Consider the following 13,909-nt stretch of genomic DNA (forward strand, 5'->3'; position numbering starts at 1 on the left):
GGAATAGCAAAGTAGGTGCACAAAATTGACGTACTACAGCATATATTCTTTTCTATACAGTAACTTAAGCAATACAAACGAGAAGAGTAATCAGTTGCGTATTCGGCACGAGAGTGTGAGCTACATTAGAAAGTGCGAATTAAGGAAAGCGTGACCAGTATCATAGTTATGAATTCACATACTATTTACATGGCATTTCTGCAGTAAATGATTATTTAGGCAATCCAATTTACCAGATTAATACCAAGTGCTTTTTAGGAGTGATATTTGGTTCAATTGTTAATCGAATGAAGTAACTAAAACGGAACGAGCGCTTCTTAACTAGCGCTCGCAGCCAGAAACCAATGGCTCAATGCTACATTCTCATTCCGCCATCCACTTCGAGCACTCGCCCTGTGAAGTAGTCGTTTTCAAGAATGTATTTCACGGCATGAGCAATCTCACTCGTCTCCCCCATCCTACCGACGGGTATCATCTTTTGCAGTCGGTCTATGGCTTCTGGTTTCATTTGATCTGCCATCGCAGTTTTGACGACACCGGGCGCAATAGCCGCAGAGCGAATGCCATATCTGGCGAGCTCTCTTGCCCATGTTGTTGCCATGGTTGCGACGGCAGCTTTCGATGCAGAGTAATTGGTTTGCCCAATATTGCCCGCTCTCGCCACGCTAGAGATGTTAATGATGGCACCCTTCGAGCCACTCTCGATCATTTTGACTGCCGCTTCTCGACCACATAAGAAGGTGCCTGTGACGTTGACGTTCATCACTAGGTTGAACTGCTCAAGCGACATCTTGGTGATCTCGCCATCTTTGGCTTTGACTAACAACCCATCTCGCAAAACGCCAGCGTTATTAACTAAGCCGTTTAGCTGCCCAAAGTCTTGAAGAATCTCATTAAAGGTATCCTCCACTTCAGATTCATTGGTGACATCAAGTCGATAGATCAATGCTTTGGCACTGAGCATCCGGCATTGTTCTTGGGTATTCAGCAGTCCCGTTTCGTTAACATCTAGCAATGCTAAATCCGCGCCCGCTTGAGCAAGGCTGACCGCCATCATCTGTCCTAGTCCTTGCCCCGCACCTGTGATTGCAATGACACTGTTTTTTAAATCCATATCTGTACTCCATTACTGGATAACTTCCATGCTCAAACGCCTGATAGGAAATATCTCCGTTAGCCCTTCTGGTTCTTATAGAATTCAAACAAGCTAGAGAAATCGAGTTCTGCATGACCTGCTGCGTTATGGAATGCATAAAGATTACGAGCCAAAGAGCCCATCGGAACAGAAGAGTTGGTTTGCAGCGCCGCATCCAAGCCTAAGCCGAGATCTTTGAGCATCAACTTGCTCATAAAGCCGGGATTGTATTGATTACTCGCTGGCGCAGAGTCCATCACGCCTGGGCATGGGTTATAGAGCTCCAACGCCCAGTTTCGACCAGAGCTTTGCAGCATGATATTGGATAAGACTTTCGGGTCGAGACCATGGTCAATGCCGAGATTGAGTGCCTCACAGGTTCCCGACATCAAGATACCCAACATCAGGTTATTACAGATTTTTGCCATCTGACCATCGCCCGCTTTACCAGCGTGGAACACGTTCTTGCCCATGTATTGCAAGATCGCATTGGCTTTGGAAAATGCTTCATCCGAGCCTCCAACAATAAAGGTCAGCGTTGCTGCTTTTGCGCCTGCTACACCACCAGAGACGGGAGAATCGACAAACAACAATCGTTTGTTCTGAGCTTCGTTCGCCACCAAGCGAGCAGAATCTGGATCGATGGTCGAACAGTCAATCAGCAATGCGTTGTCCTGCACAATGTTAAGCAGACCGACACCACCGTGTAAATCCCCCAAGTACACCGCGCGCACGTGTGCACCTGCTGGTAGCATGGTGATGACCGTTCCAGCGCCATCTACGGCTTCTTCTAACGTACTGGCAACCACCGCGCCAAACGGTTCAAGTTGCTTCGCCGCGTTCACATCCACATCGAACACTTGCACATGAAACCCTGACGCCAATAGGTTTTGTGCCATTGGACTGCCCATGTTGCCCAAGCCAATAAATGCAATGGTACTCATGTTGTTTCTCCTTATTTTCCTAGCTGTGCAAGTGGATGTTCCTTTTCCGACCAAAGAGAAGTGAACAAGGTGTCGATGACGCTTTCATCGACTTCACTGACGCTGTTAAACATCCATTTTGGATTGCCATCTTTATCAACTAATCGAGAGCGCACACCCTCTTCAAACTCACCGAGTAATGCGCTACGAACTGACAAGGTTAGCTCTAGACGGAAACAATCCGCCAACGACAAACGGTGGTACTCTTTGACTTGTCTAAAACAGATATGTGCAGTGATCGGACTGCCCGCAACAAATGATTTTTGTGCGTTCTCAAGCCATTGAGTCTCGCCCTCCATTGCTTGAATACGTTGGGCAATCTGATTTAAGTCATAGCCTTTGCAGGCTTCTTTAATTTGGTCGAGATAAGGGCAAATCTGAGTTGTCGGCTTACTGTCGATGACTTGATCTTCCATTAATTGAAGTAACGCACTGACAAGCGATTTGGCATCGGCAGAGCCCCAATCCACTTGCTTCAGCTCTTCTAACAGTGCCGGATATTGCTCTTCCAACAGCAACCATTCTGCCAGCCCTATAGTGACAGCGTCACTTGAATTCACCATTGCGCCAGTCAAACCAAGGAACAAACCTACCTCTGGGTCGATTTGGCTTAAGAACCAAGTGCCACCCACGTCCGGGTAAAGCCCGATATTGATCTCCGGCATCGCAAGGCGAGATTTAGGGGTGACGACTCTGTGGCTAGTGCCCATAAACAAGCCCATGCCGCCGCCCATCACAATGCCCTCTCCCCAGCCAATGATTGGCTTTTGGTAGGTATGAATCAGGTAGTCGCATTCGTACTCAAGCGAGAAGTAATTAGAACAGAACTCTGCGGTCTCTTCTTTGCTTTTTTCGTGCATGACGTGGTACATGGTTCGTACATCGCCCCCTGCGCAAAACGCTTTTTCACCCGCTCCATTGAGGATGACACACACCAAATCAGGGTCATCTTGCCATTCGATAAGTTGGTCGTTGAGCTCTGCCAGCATGTCGTAAGTCAACGCATTCAAAGAAGCCGTGTTGTCTAACGTCGCGATACCAATTCGGTGCACGCCGTCTAAGCAATCTATTTCGCTAATGGTTACTTTCCCTGTCATGCGACCTCCTATTGATTCTTCCAGTTGGGTTTACGTTTTTCTAAGAAGGCACGAACCCCCTCGGTTTGATCTTCGGTATCGAATAAGTTTAGAAACAGTTCTCGCTCTTTAATCAGACCATGTTTGAGTGGCGCTGAGCGCATGTTTTGGATAAGCGCTTTACATGCGGTTACCGAAGACGGCGATTGATTGGCAACCGACTCTGCAAGCTCAATGGCTTTATTAAGCGCTCCACCTTTTGCCACCACTTCTTCTGCTAACCCGAGTTCTCGCGCTTGTGCTGCACCGACTTGTTCACCGCACAATATGATGCGTTTCGCCCAACCTTCACCGACCAATGCGGTTAGGTTTTGCGTACCACCAGCACAAGGCAGTAAGCCCACTTTCGCCTCTGGCAGTGCCAGCACGGCTTGCTCTTCCACCACACGAATATCACACGCCAATGCGACTTCTAATCCGCCTCCCATGGCATAGCCGTTTATGGCTGCGATGGAAACCCCTCGAAATGCAGACAGCGTTTCAAAGGCTTCACCAAAGATACGCGCCATTTCTAACGCAACCGCTTTATCGCCATCGGCAAACAACTTGAGGTCTGCTCCCGCCGAGAAAAACTTCTCTCCATTCCCAGTGAGCACTAGAGCGTAAACGTCTTTATTGTCGTTTAGCGCCAGCACTAGCTCTTTCAACGCGGTTAGGCTGTGTGACGTCCAAGTATTCGCGGGCGGGTTGTTCATGGTCACCACCGCAACGTGATTGCTGATGGTATGTTGAATCGCTTGTTGTTCTGTTAGTGACATATCTCTGAATCCTTTCTTGATGAAAATGACCTGAGCTTTATGAATAAAAGCAGAGCTTGTCGGCGCATTTATAGCAATGCCGACTCCTCTGCGAGCAATCGACGCGCGATGATCAACCGCATGATCTCGTTAGTACCTTCCAAAATTTGGTGTACTCGAACATCACGGAAATAGCGCTCCATTGGGTATTCTTTGATGTAGCCATAGCCACCGTAAAGTTGCAGTGCTTGGTCACAGACTTGAAAGCCGACATCGGTTGCAAAGCGTTTTGCCATGGCACAATAAGTCGTGGCGTCTGGGTCACCTCGGTCTAACTTGCTGGCGGCGTACCGCAGCAGTTGGCGGGCAGCGACAAGCTCGGTTGCCATATCTGCCAGTTTGAATTGCAATGCTTGGAATTGAGCTAATGATTTGCCGAACTGTTTGCGTTCTTGCATGTACTGCGCCGCTTGATTCAACGCTTGCTGAGCCGTACCGACAGAACAGGTCGCAATGTTGATGCGACCGCCATCCAAACCTTTCATAGCGAACACAAACCCTTGCCCTTCTTCACCCAACAAATGTGACACAGGAATAGAAACATTATCGAAAGTTACCGCGCGTGTCGGTTGACTGTTCCATCCCATTTTCGGCTCTTTACGTCCGTAGCTAATGCCGTCTGCATCGGCGGGGACAACAAACGCGGATACACCTTTCGCGCCCGCATCGCCGGTTCTCGCCATCACGACTAAAACGTCAGTATCACCTGCGCCAGAGATAAAGGTTTTGCCGCCATTGAGTATGTAGTTATCACCTTGTTTAGTCGCAGACGTCGTTAGAGATGCCGCATCCGAGCCCGCGTTTGGCTCGGTTAAACAATAAGATCCGAGAAATTCACCCGTAATAAGTTTCGGGCAGAACGTGTCTTTTACTTCTTCGGTCGCAAAGCTCGCGACCATCCAAGTCACCATGTTGTGAATGGTCATAAATGCGGTGGTCGATGTGCACCCCATAGAGAGCTGCTCGAAAATGATAGACGCATCCAAGCGGCTTAAGCCCAAACCGCCTTGTTCTTCTGGAGTGTAGAGGCTCAAGAAACCGAGTTCTCCTGCCTCTCGTAGGATGTCTTTGGGGAAGATTTGTTTTTCATCCCACTCTGCTGCCATTGGCGCTAAACGCTCTGCCGCAAACTGCTGAGCCGTGTCGGCAAACATACGTTGATCTTCGTTGAGTTCAAAATCCATATGAGCTCCTTACTTCGTTAGCGCAAGTTAATGGTGAGGTTTGGACCGGTTGGGATATCGTCATCAAACCAACGAGCCGTCACAGTTTTGGTCTCGGTGTAGAAGCGCACCGCTTGTTTGCCGTAGGCGTGCAAATCTCCGTAGAAGCTGCCGCGCCACCCAGTAAACGAGAAGAATGGCAAAGGTACTGGAATCGGTACGTTCACACCTACCTGACCGACTTGAATCTCATGCTGATACTTTCTCGCCGCCGCACCATTCGCAGTGAAGATGGAAGTGCCGTTGCCGTATGGGTTGCGATTCACGAGCTCTATCGCTTCTTGTAACGTGTCGACCTCAATACATACCAAAACAGGTCCGAAGATTTCTTGGGTGTAAATCGACATCTCGGTGGTGACACCGCTGAATAAGGTTGGACCGACCCAGTTACCTTCTGGGAAGCCTTCCACGTCACATTGGCTACCATCAAGTTCACACACCGCCCCTTGTTGTTTGCCTTCTTCAATCAAACCGAGCACACGCTGTTTTGCTTGTGCGCTGATCAAAGGGCCATACGCGGCATTCTCGTCATCCCAGGCACCAGGATGCACTTTCGCCATTTCTTGTTTTAAATCGGCAATCCACTCTTTCGAACTGCCTACAAACACAGCGACAGATATCGCCATACAACGTTGCCCTGCCGCACCAACCGAAGAGCCAACTAAGTTGTTCACCACTTGGTTTTTGTTCGCATCCGGCATCACTACCATGTGATTTTTCGCGCCAGCAAAGGCTTGAACACGCTTGAAGTTCTGTGTGCCTGTGGTGTAAATGTATTGCGCTACAGGAACAGAACCAACGAAAGAAACGGCTTGGATGTCGGGATGCTTCAGCAATAAGTCGACCTGCTCCTTACGACCATGCACGATTTGCAGCACACCTTTTGGCGCACCCGCTTCTTCGAACAGCTCAGCCAAACGAATTGACGTGAGAGGCACTTGTTCAGAAGGTTTAAGGACAAAGGTATTCCCGCTCGCAATCGCAATTGGGAACATCCAGAGAGGGATCATGGCTGGGAAGTTAAACGGCGTAATACCGCAACACACCCCAAGCGGTTGAATCAGCGAGTAGCTGTCGATATCTGTGGCAACGTTCTCGACGGTTTCTCCCATCATGTTACTGGCGATATTGGCAGCTTGTTCGACGACTTCGATACCACGCCACACATCCCCTTTTGCATCCGCAAAGATCTTGCCCGTCTCGTGAGAAAGTAACGTCGCCAATTCATCATGATGTTCTTTTAGTAGATGTTGGTAGCGCAGCATTAAACGCGCACGCTCAGACACGGCGACATCTTTCCAACAGGTAAAGGTGGCTTTTGCACTTTCAATTGCCGCGTGCATCTCTTCATCCGTTGCGCATGGCAAGCGCGCAATCACGTCATTGGTGGCAGGGTTTGTCACTTCTACCCAATCCGTTGCTTGAGATTCACGAAACTCACCATCGATGAATAAGGGAACCGTGCGAGTCATAATCTAGTCCTTTGTTAACGTTTGTCGTAATTGGAATTAAAGCGGTATCTCGATACCAATAGCAGTGGCTTCACCGCCACCGATACAAAGTGATGCAACACCTCGCATCACTTTTTTATTGTTGTTGTCACCATCTAAACCAAGCGATTGCAGTTGGCGCAGGCTATGAATGAGGGTCACCAAAATACGAGCTCCGCTTGCGCCAATTGGATGCCCAAGCGCACACGCACCGCCTTTGATGTTTACTTTGTCTTTATCGATACCCAATTGGCGTACCGCGATTTGCGTAACAACGGCGAAAGCTTCGTTGATCTCCCAAAGATCGACCTCGTCTACTGACCAATCGAGTTGAGATAACAACTGCTCAATCGCAAAGACGGGCGCGAGGGTAAATTCCGCGGGCTTTCTGGCGTGGGTCGAGTGCCCTTTGATGATTGCTAATGGCGTTAAACCTTGATGCTGTGCCACCTGCGAGTCCATTAACACCAAGGCTGCAGCACCATCGGATATCGCACTTGAGTTGGCAGCCGTCACCGAGCCGTTCTTATCGAACGCAGGTTTGAGTTGAGGGATCTTGTCGAGCTTAATCGAGCGAGGATGCTCGTCGTAATCCAAAATTGAAGTGCTATGACGTGTCGTGATTTCTATCGGCGAGATTTCATCGTCAAACAGGCGCTGCTCTTGCGCTTCCAATGCTCTTGTCACGGATAGCATCGCCCATTCATCCATTTGTTCACGAGTAAACTCAGAACGGTCAGCCGTTTGCTGCGCATAAACGCCCATCAAGTGCCCTTCATACGCATCTTGAAGACCGTCGAGAAACATATGGTCGTGAGTAGATTGGTGACCCATTCGCATACCATTACGTGCTTCTTTAAGCAGATACGGCGCATTGGTCATGCTTTCCATACCACCAGCGATGGCGCTGCGAATGCTGCCCGCTTTAATAAGATCGTGAGCTAACATGACGCTTTTCATGCCAGAGCCACACACTTTATTGATAGTGGTACAGCCTGTCGTCAGTGGAAGATCTGCACCTAGTGCTGCTTGTCTGGCTGGTGCTTGTCCGCACCCCGCAGGTAATACGCAGCCCATGTAGACTTCGTCGACTTCGCTAACACCACTCGCATCCATTGCCGCTTTGATAGCAAATGCCCCTAATTGAGGCGCTGAATAACCTTGTAACTGACCTTGAAAGCGCCCAATTGGCGTTCGCTTTGCACTGACAATCCAGATGTCGTTTCCCATGATCTCGTCCCTTCTGACGATAATTCACAGTTCACAAACTCATCCCTCACACCTGCTACCACGGAGCTTTCACACAGAATGTGGTGTCACTCCAGCCTCTCATAAAACGATGAATTTTCGCACTGTGATTTCTTGACGTTTACGTAAGCATAGCACTAACATTTACGTTAACGTAAAGAAACACATTAATAACAACACAAATTTACTCTCATGCTTTTAGCTAGCCCGTTTAGTTCAAGGCTTGAAGGGATTTTAAGAAGCCAAAACTATTCATTAGAGGGAAAAACCGAGTGGATAAATTCAAGATAAGTGACCTCGCCAAAGAGTTCGACATCACGACCCGAAGCATTCGTTTTTATGAGGATGTCGGGCTGATAGAGCCGGAACGAAAAGGCAACATTCGCGTGTATCAACGCAGAGATAAGATCCGTCTCAAGCTGATTTTACGCGGTAAGCGATTGGGCTTTTCGCTTGCAGAAATTCGGGAATTGTTCGAGCTGTACGATACCCAACAAAGCGATGGTCAGCTGCTTAAAATGCTAACCATCATTGATGAAAAACAAGCGCACTTACAGCAGCAACTGGATGATATTAGCGTTGTAATGAACGAGCTAGAAACCGCCAAAGAGCGCTGTAAACAAGCGCTAAGCGACAATAAAGCTAACAGCCAATAACTACAAACTTATAACGACTAAAACAAGAATAACCATAATTTCCAAGCCCAAGCAGTGTAACTCGAACCTTATCCGTACTAATAAACGCAGTACTTTCAACAGGGAAATGTTATGAAAAGCAGCTACACCCCACTCAACTTTGGGCTTGGTGAAACCATCGATATGCTCCGAGACCACGTCAACGCGTTCGCCACCGAGCATATCGCCCCTATCGCCGCAGACATCGACCGCGACAACCAATTCCCCAATCATTTGTGGTCCAAATTCGGTGAAATGGGCTTGCTCGGCGTAACCGTCGACGAAGAGTTTGGCGGTGCAGGCATGGGCTATCTTGCTCATGTTGTTGCGATGGAAGAGATCAGCCGAGCTTCGGCGTCTGTCGCGCTCAGTTACGGCGCGCATTCCAACCTTTGTGTTAACCAAATCTTTCGCAATGGCTCTCCTGCTCAACGAGAAAAGTACCTACCTAAACTCATCGATGGCTCTCACGTTGGTGCACTGGCCATGAGCGAGCCGAACTCAGGTTCTGATGTGGTTAGCATGCAGCTCCGTGCTGAAGACAGAGGCGACCATTTTCTGATGAACGGCAACAAAATGTGGATTACCAATGGTCCTGATGCCGATACCTTAGTGGTTTACGCGAAAACCGATCCCAATGGCGGCTCTCGTGGTATCACCGCTTTCATTATTGAGCGAGAGTTTGAAGGCTTTAGCCATGCGCAGAAGCTCGACAAACTTGGTATGCGCGGCTCCAACACCTGTGAATTAGTGTTCCAAGATTGTGTCGTGCCAAAAGAGAATGTGTTAGGCGAGTTAAACCGTGGTGTCGAAGTGTTGATGAGCGGTTTGGATTACGAACGCGTGGTATTAGCAGCCGGTCCACTTGGCATCATGCAAGCCTGTATGGACGAAGTGGTTCCGTATGTTCATGACCGCAAACAGTTCGGCAAATCCATCGGTGAATTCCAACTAGTGCAAGGAAAGCTCGCTGACATGTATTCACGAATGAACGCTGCCAAAGCTTATGTTTATGCTGTTGCAGCCGCCTGTGACCGAGGTGAATGTACACGTAAAGATGCCGCTGGCGTGATCCTTTACAGCGCCGAACTTGCCACACAAATGTCGCTCGATGCTATTCAACTTTTAGGCGGCAATGGCTACATCAACGAATACGCGACCGGGCGTTTACTCCGCGACGCCAAGCTGTATGAGATTGGTGCTGGCACTTCTGAAATTCGCCGCATGTTAATTGGACGAGAGCTGTTCGAAGAGTCTCGCTAACCCACCGACAAGGAAGTCACTATGGCAATCATTAAAAGTAAAACCAAGCCAACCGACGAACTGTTTTTGTCGAATAAAGCGGTCATGATCGAGTTGGTAAACAACCTCAATGCTAATATCAAAGCTATCAAGCAAGGTGGCGGGCAAAAAGCCATTGACCGCCAGCGCCTGAAAGGGAAACTGCCCGTTCGTGAGCGTGTCATGCTCCTTTTAGATGAAGGTAGCGAGTTTCTTGAAGTCGGACAATTCGCCGCGTGGAACGTTTACGAAGAATCAATTCCATGCGCAGGTGTCGTCGCGGGCATCGGCACCATTGAAGGCATTCAATGCATGGTGATCGCAAACGATCCTTCCGTCAAAGGCGGCACCTACTATCCACTCACCGTGAAAAAACATCTACGCGCGCAAGAGATCGCCCAACGTTGCCAATTACCCTGCGTCTATTTGGTGGACTCTGGTGGCGCGAACCTTCCTCATCAAGCGGAAGTCTTTCCTGATAAAGAGCACTTTGGGCGGATCTTCTTCAACCAAGCCAGAATGTCGGCGCAAGGCATTCCTCAAGTCGCGGTTGTAATGGGGCTTTGTACCGCAGGCGGCGCTTATGTACCTGCGATGGCGGACGTTTCCATCATGGTCAAAGAGCAAGGCACCATCTTCTTAGCAGGTCCCCCGCTGGTAAAAGCCGCTACGGGAGAAATCGTCACCGATGAAGAATTAGGCGGTGCCGATGTGCATTGTCGTAAGTCCGGCGTTGCCGATTACTACGCAGAAAACGACCAACACGCGTTGCAACTTGCACGCGAAGCCATCTCCAATACCAATCAATCACTCCCCATTCAAAGCGACAAACCCGTGTTGCCACCACGTTATGACGCAGAAGAGATGTACGGCATCGTCAATGCGAATCTGCGCTTGTCTTTTGATGTTAGAGAGATCATCGCTCGTGTGGTCGATGACTCAGACTTCGATGAATTCAAAGCTCTTTATGGCAAGACCTTAGTATGTGGCTTCGCTCGAATTCACGGCCATCTGATTGGCATTGTGGCGAACAACGGCATCTTGTTTTCTGAGTCCTCACAGAAAGGCGCGCACTTTATTGAGTTGTGTGCCAAACGCAAAATTCCCCTACTGTTTTTGCAAAATATCACTGGGTTTATGGTGGGCAAAAAGCTTGAAGCAGAAGGCATTGCCAAACACGGCGCGAAACTGGTGATGGCGGTCGCATGTGCGGATGTGCCTAAGTTCACCGTGATTATTGGCGGCTCTTACGGTGCAGGCAACTACGGCATGTGCGGTCGAGCTTATGACCCGACCATGATGTGGATGTGGCCAAACGCACGAATCTCGGTCATGGGCGGAGAACAAGCCGCTGGCGTGCTCACTCAAGTTCGTCGAGAAGTGAAAAAACGCCAAGGTGAAGAATGGCCAGAGCCCGAAGAAAGTGCATTCCGAGAATCTATCGTAGACTTGTATGAGTCTCAGGGGCATCCCTACTACGCCAGTGCGCGTTTATGGGATGACGGAATCATCGACCCGAAACAGACGCGTCAAGTATTGGCTCAAGCCTTAAAAGCCGCGCTCAATGCGCCAATTCCTGACAGCAACTTTGGCATATTCAGAATGTAGAAATGTAGAGAAGAAAGGACGTCACATGCAGGATCATCAACCGAGTATCATCCCCAACACCCAACGACAAGATGAAGTACTTTGGAACGTCGATGAATTCGGCGTCGCAACGCTTACGCTCAATCGCACAGAGAAGCACAATGCGTTTGATGCCTGCATGATTGACTTGCTGATCCACAGGCTGGATTATCTTGCTCTGCGCACCGATGTTCGATGCTTAGTGCTTCGAGGAAACGGCAAACATTTCTCCTCTGGGGCTGATTTGAATTGGATGAAATCCATGGCAAGTAGCACCAGAAAACAAAACCTAGAAGACGCGCAAAACCTTGCACGTCTGATGCATACACTGGACGCTTTCCCTCAGCCTACTATTGCGGTTGTGCAAGGTTCCGCTTTTGGTGGTGCATTGGGCTTGATCTGTTGCTGTGATATCGCCATCGCAGCGGAGAATGCGAACTTCTGCTTGAGTGAAGTCAAACTGGGGCTGGTTCCAGCAACCATCTCTCCTTATGTCATGCGAGCAATGGGCAACCGACAAGCTCGTCGTTACATACTCAGCGCCGAAGTGATTAACGCCGCTAAGGCTGAAAAGTTTGGCATTGTGCATGAGGTTCATAAGCTGGATAAAATCGAAGCCGTGGTAGAAAGCTTGATTGATTCTTTGCTGCTCAATAGCCCAGATGCGATGCGAAAAGCCAAAGCGTTATGTCATCAATGCCACCAAAATCCGATTGATGGTCAGCTTATCCAATACACGAGCCAGCTCATCGCCGACATTCGCGTATCGCCGCAAGGACAAGATGGCTTGCAAGCCTTTCTGGAGAAACGAGAACCGGGTTGGATAAACAAGCCAGCTAAGGGCAAGAAATGAATTTGCCAAACAAGGTAAATATTGTCGAAGTGGGTGCGAGAGACGGTCTGCAAAACGAATCACCGGTGTCCACGCAAGCCAAGATCCGCTTAGTCGACTTGCTCTCGGATACAGGACTCACCCATATTGAAGCAGGATCTTTTGTCTCGCCTAAATGGGTGCCTCAAATGGCGGATTCACTCGATGTGATGAAGAAAATCACCCGCCGCCACAACGTCATCTATTCAGCACTAACGCCCAACGTGCAAGGTTTTGAAAAAGCGCTAGAAGCTGGTGCTAACCAAGTCGCCATCTTCACCTCCTCATCGGAGGGCTTTTGCCAACACAACATCAATTGCTCGATTGCAGATAGTCTTACCCGCTTTGAACCGGTAATGGAATTAGCAGCAAAGCATAACATTCCCGTTCGGGGTTACTTATCTTGCGTGGCAGATTGCCCTTATGACGGACCAACCAAGCCCGAGCAAGTCGCAAGAGTTGCCAACCTACTAATGGAATTAGGCTGCTACGAGGTTTCACTTGGAGACACCATTGGTACAGGCACGCCTATACGCATCGCTAAAATGTTAGAAGCTGTGCAAGTAAAAGTCCCAACCGACAAGCTTGCGGTGCATTTTCACGACACATGGGGACAAGCATTGGCGAATATCTACCAAGCCTTAACGATGGGCATCAATACCATCGATAGTAGTGTGGCTGGGCTTGGTGGCTGCCCTTATGCTCATGGCGCGTCAGGTAATGTTGCCACCGAAGATGTGCTTTACCTTTGCCAAGGCTTAGGAATCGAGACCGGAGTAGATTTGGAGTTGCTTGCCAAAGCCGGATGGATGATCAGTGAAGAGTTAAACCGCCAGCCGACCTCAAAAGTCTCGCTGGCGTTAAAGCAGCGTTAGATCTCGTAATTCGCTTTGATACCGATATCGAAATGCAGCGGCATACGCCATTTAGCAAAAGACAGGAAGCCCATTACTAATCCAGCCAACAACATAGTGATGGCTGCAAGGATTGGAAGGTTAAACCATAATGCAAACGTTGCGACAACGAGAAACGCGGGCACCATCTTCAAGCCTGGCACTTTAAAGCAAAAAGACTCTTTAAGCGCAATGCCCGAAAAGGTAACAAAGATAAAGCCAAGCCCTAACCAAGTGCGCTGAAACTCCAAGTCACTCACCATCAATACCAAGCCAATCCAAGATGCCCAACTGATCACAGCCCGAACGTGTTTGCTGTAAACGTGAACGTTCGCGGCAGATAATGCACCAGCCACACAAAGCGCAATGACTGAGGTTTGGTAAACCAACGGTGAACTAGAAATTGCACCAGAGATAAGAACCGAAAAAACAAGCAGCGCCATTGCAAACAAAGTAATACCAAAGCGATACAAGCACACGCTGATTTTATCGAGTGAATCCAGCGTCTCTTGATGTTCTATGTTTGCCATGGAAAGCATCCGGCCTAAAAAT

At 48.9% G+C, this 13,909-nt stretch carries 13 protein-coding genes; 5 read left to right on the forward strand and 8 right to left on the reverse strand.

The window, feature by feature from the left end:
• Nucleotides 1-355 precede the first annotated feature (355 nt).
• From ACLIIY_RS26595 to ACLIIY_RS26625, 7 genes are all read right to left on the reverse strand, one after another.
• On the reverse strand, nucleotides 356-1,114 hold the full coding sequence (locus ACLIIY_RS26595) for an SDR family oxidoreductase (protein ID WP_005443821.1): 759 nt from the start codon (nucleotides 1,112-1,114) through the stop codon (nucleotides 356-358).
• Nucleotides 1,115-1,173: 59 nt separating this feature from the next.
• Complete coding sequence (gene mmsB, locus ACLIIY_RS26600) at nucleotides 1,174-2,079, reverse strand: 3-hydroxyisobutyrate dehydrogenase (RefSeq protein WP_005451602.1); 906 nt, start codon at nucleotides 2,077-2,079, stop codon at nucleotides 1,174-1,176.
• Nucleotides 2,080-2,090: 11 nt separating this feature from the next.
• Entirely contained in the window at nucleotides 2,091-3,215 is a 1,125-nt protein-coding gene (locus tag ACLIIY_RS26605) for an enoyl-CoA hydratase/isomerase family protein (RefSeq protein ID WP_434528865.1), read from the reverse strand.
• A gap of 8 nt (nucleotides 3,216-3,223) precedes the next feature.
• Complete coding sequence (locus tag ACLIIY_RS26610) at nucleotides 3,224-4,012, reverse strand: enoyl-CoA hydratase (protein ID WP_434528866.1); 789 nt, start codon at nucleotides 4,010-4,012, stop codon at nucleotides 3,224-3,226.
• 68 nt (nucleotides 4,013-4,080) lie between these two features.
• Nucleotides 4,081-5,235 (reverse strand): acyl-CoA dehydrogenase family protein, encoded by a 1,155-nt coding sequence (locus ACLIIY_RS26615; protein ID WP_434528867.1) that lies wholly within the window; start codon nucleotides 5,233-5,235, stop codon nucleotides 4,081-4,083.
• A 17-nt stretch (nucleotides 5,236-5,252) separates the two neighbouring features.
• A complete protein-coding gene (locus ACLIIY_RS26620; RefSeq protein WP_408739170.1) occupies nucleotides 5,253-6,746 on the reverse strand; it encodes a CoA-acylating methylmalonate-semialdehyde dehydrogenase in 1,494 nt (497 codons plus the stop codon).
• A gap of 36 nt (nucleotides 6,747-6,782) precedes the next feature.
• Entirely contained in the window at nucleotides 6,783-7,994 is a 1,212-nt protein-coding gene (locus tag ACLIIY_RS26625) for a thiolase family protein (RefSeq protein ID WP_434528868.1), read from the reverse strand.
• Between the two features lie 290 nt (nucleotides 7,995-8,284).
• Between ACLIIY_RS26625 and ACLIIY_RS26630 the strand changes: the two genes are divergently transcribed.
• The 5 genes from ACLIIY_RS26630 (at nucleotide 8,285) to ACLIIY_RS26650 (ending at nucleotide 13,339) form a co-directional block, all read left to right on the forward strand.
• The gene (locus ACLIIY_RS26630; protein ID WP_005440681.1) at nucleotides 8,285-8,668 is read left to right on the forward strand and encodes a MerR family transcriptional regulator; all 384 of its coding nucleotides are present in this window, start codon (nucleotides 8,285-8,287) and stop codon (nucleotides 8,666-8,668) included.
• A 111-nt stretch (nucleotides 8,669-8,779) separates the two neighbouring features.
• Nucleotides 8,780-9,949 (forward strand): isovaleryl-CoA dehydrogenase, encoded by a 1,170-nt coding sequence (locus ACLIIY_RS26635; protein WP_434528869.1) that lies wholly within the window; start codon nucleotides 8,780-8,782, stop codon nucleotides 9,947-9,949.
• Nucleotides 9,950-9,970: 21 nt separating this feature from the next.
• Nucleotides 9,971-11,575 carry a carboxyl transferase domain-containing protein gene (locus tag ACLIIY_RS26640; protein WP_434528870.1) on the forward strand — a complete coding sequence of 535 codons (1,605 nt, stop codon included), beginning with the start codon at nucleotides 9,971-9,973 and terminating at the stop codon, nucleotides 11,573-11,575.
• A gap of 25 nt (nucleotides 11,576-11,600) precedes the next feature.
• Nucleotides 11,601-12,446: an enoyl-CoA hydratase-related protein gene (locus ACLIIY_RS26645; RefSeq protein WP_017188970.1), complete on the forward strand. Its 846-nt coding sequence runs from the start codon at nucleotides 11,601-11,603 to the stop codon at nucleotides 12,444-12,446.
• On the forward strand, nucleotides 12,443-13,339 hold the full coding sequence (locus ACLIIY_RS26650; protein ID WP_239912563.1) for a hydroxymethylglutaryl-CoA lyase: 897 nt from the start codon (nucleotides 12,443-12,445) through the stop codon (nucleotides 13,337-13,339). The genes ACLIIY_RS26645 and ACLIIY_RS26650 overlap by 4 nt, the downstream gene beginning before the upstream one ends.
• On the opposite strand, the gene ACLIIY_RS26655 is transcribed toward ACLIIY_RS26650, so the two are convergent.
• Nucleotides 13,336-13,887 (reverse strand): DUF2301 domain-containing membrane protein, encoded by a 552-nt coding sequence (locus tag ACLIIY_RS26655; protein WP_039839618.1) that lies wholly within the window; start codon nucleotides 13,885-13,887, stop codon nucleotides 13,336-13,338. The genes ACLIIY_RS26650 and ACLIIY_RS26655 overlap by 4 nt on opposite strands.
• Nucleotides 13,888-13,909 lie beyond the last annotated feature (22 nt).

It is taken from the genome of Vibrio sp. K4 (assembly GCF_051122595.1).
In the GTDB taxonomy this organism is placed as follows: Bacteria; Pseudomonadota; Gammaproteobacteria; order Enterobacterales; family Vibrionaceae; genus Vibrio; species Vibrio owensii.

Excerpts from the sequence above, each read along its gene's own strand:
- ACLIIY_RS26595 (WP_005443821.1), bottom strand. The coding sequence starts at position 1,114 with ATGGATTTAAAAAACAGTGTCATTGCAATCACAGGTGCGGGGCAAGGA.
- mmsB (WP_005451602.1), bottom strand. The coding sequence starts at position 2,079 with ATGAGTACCATTGCATTTATTGGCTTGGGCAACATGGGCAGTCCAATG.
- ACLIIY_RS26605 (WP_434528865.1), bottom strand. The coding sequence starts at position 3,215 with ATGACAGGGAAAGTAACCATTAGCGAAATAGATTGCTTAGACGGCGTG.
- ACLIIY_RS26610 (WP_434528866.1), bottom strand. The coding sequence starts at position 4,012 with ATGTCACTAACAGAACAACAAGCGATTCAACATACCATCAGCAATCAC.
- ACLIIY_RS26615 (WP_434528867.1), bottom strand. The coding sequence starts at position 5,235 with ATGGATTTTGAACTCAACGAAGATCAACGTATGTTTGCCGACACGGCT.
- ACLIIY_RS26620 (WP_408739170.1), bottom strand. The coding sequence starts at position 6,746 with ATGACTCGCACGGTTCCCTTATTCATCGATGGTGAGTTTCGTGAATCT.
- ACLIIY_RS26625 (WP_434528868.1), bottom strand. The coding sequence starts at position 7,994 with ATGGGAAACGACATCTGGATTGTCAGTGCAAAGCGAACGCCAATTGGG.
- ACLIIY_RS26635 (WP_434528869.1), top strand. The coding sequence starts at position 8,780 with ATGAAAAGCAGCTACACCCCACTCAACTTTGGGCTTGGTGAAACCATC.
- ACLIIY_RS26640 (WP_434528870.1), top strand. The coding sequence starts at position 9,971 with ATGGCAATCATTAAAAGTAAAACCAAGCCAACCGACGAACTGTTTTTG.
- ACLIIY_RS26645 (WP_017188970.1), top strand. The coding sequence starts at position 11,601 with ATGCAGGATCATCAACCGAGTATCATCCCCAACACCCAACGACAAGAT.
- ACLIIY_RS26650 (WP_239912563.1), top strand. The coding sequence starts at position 12,443 with ATGAATTTGCCAAACAAGGTAAATATTGTCGAAGTGGGTGCGAGAGAC.
- ACLIIY_RS26655 (WP_039839618.1), bottom strand. The coding sequence starts at position 13,887 with ATGGCAAACATAGAACATCAAGAGACGCTGGATTCACTCGATAAAATC.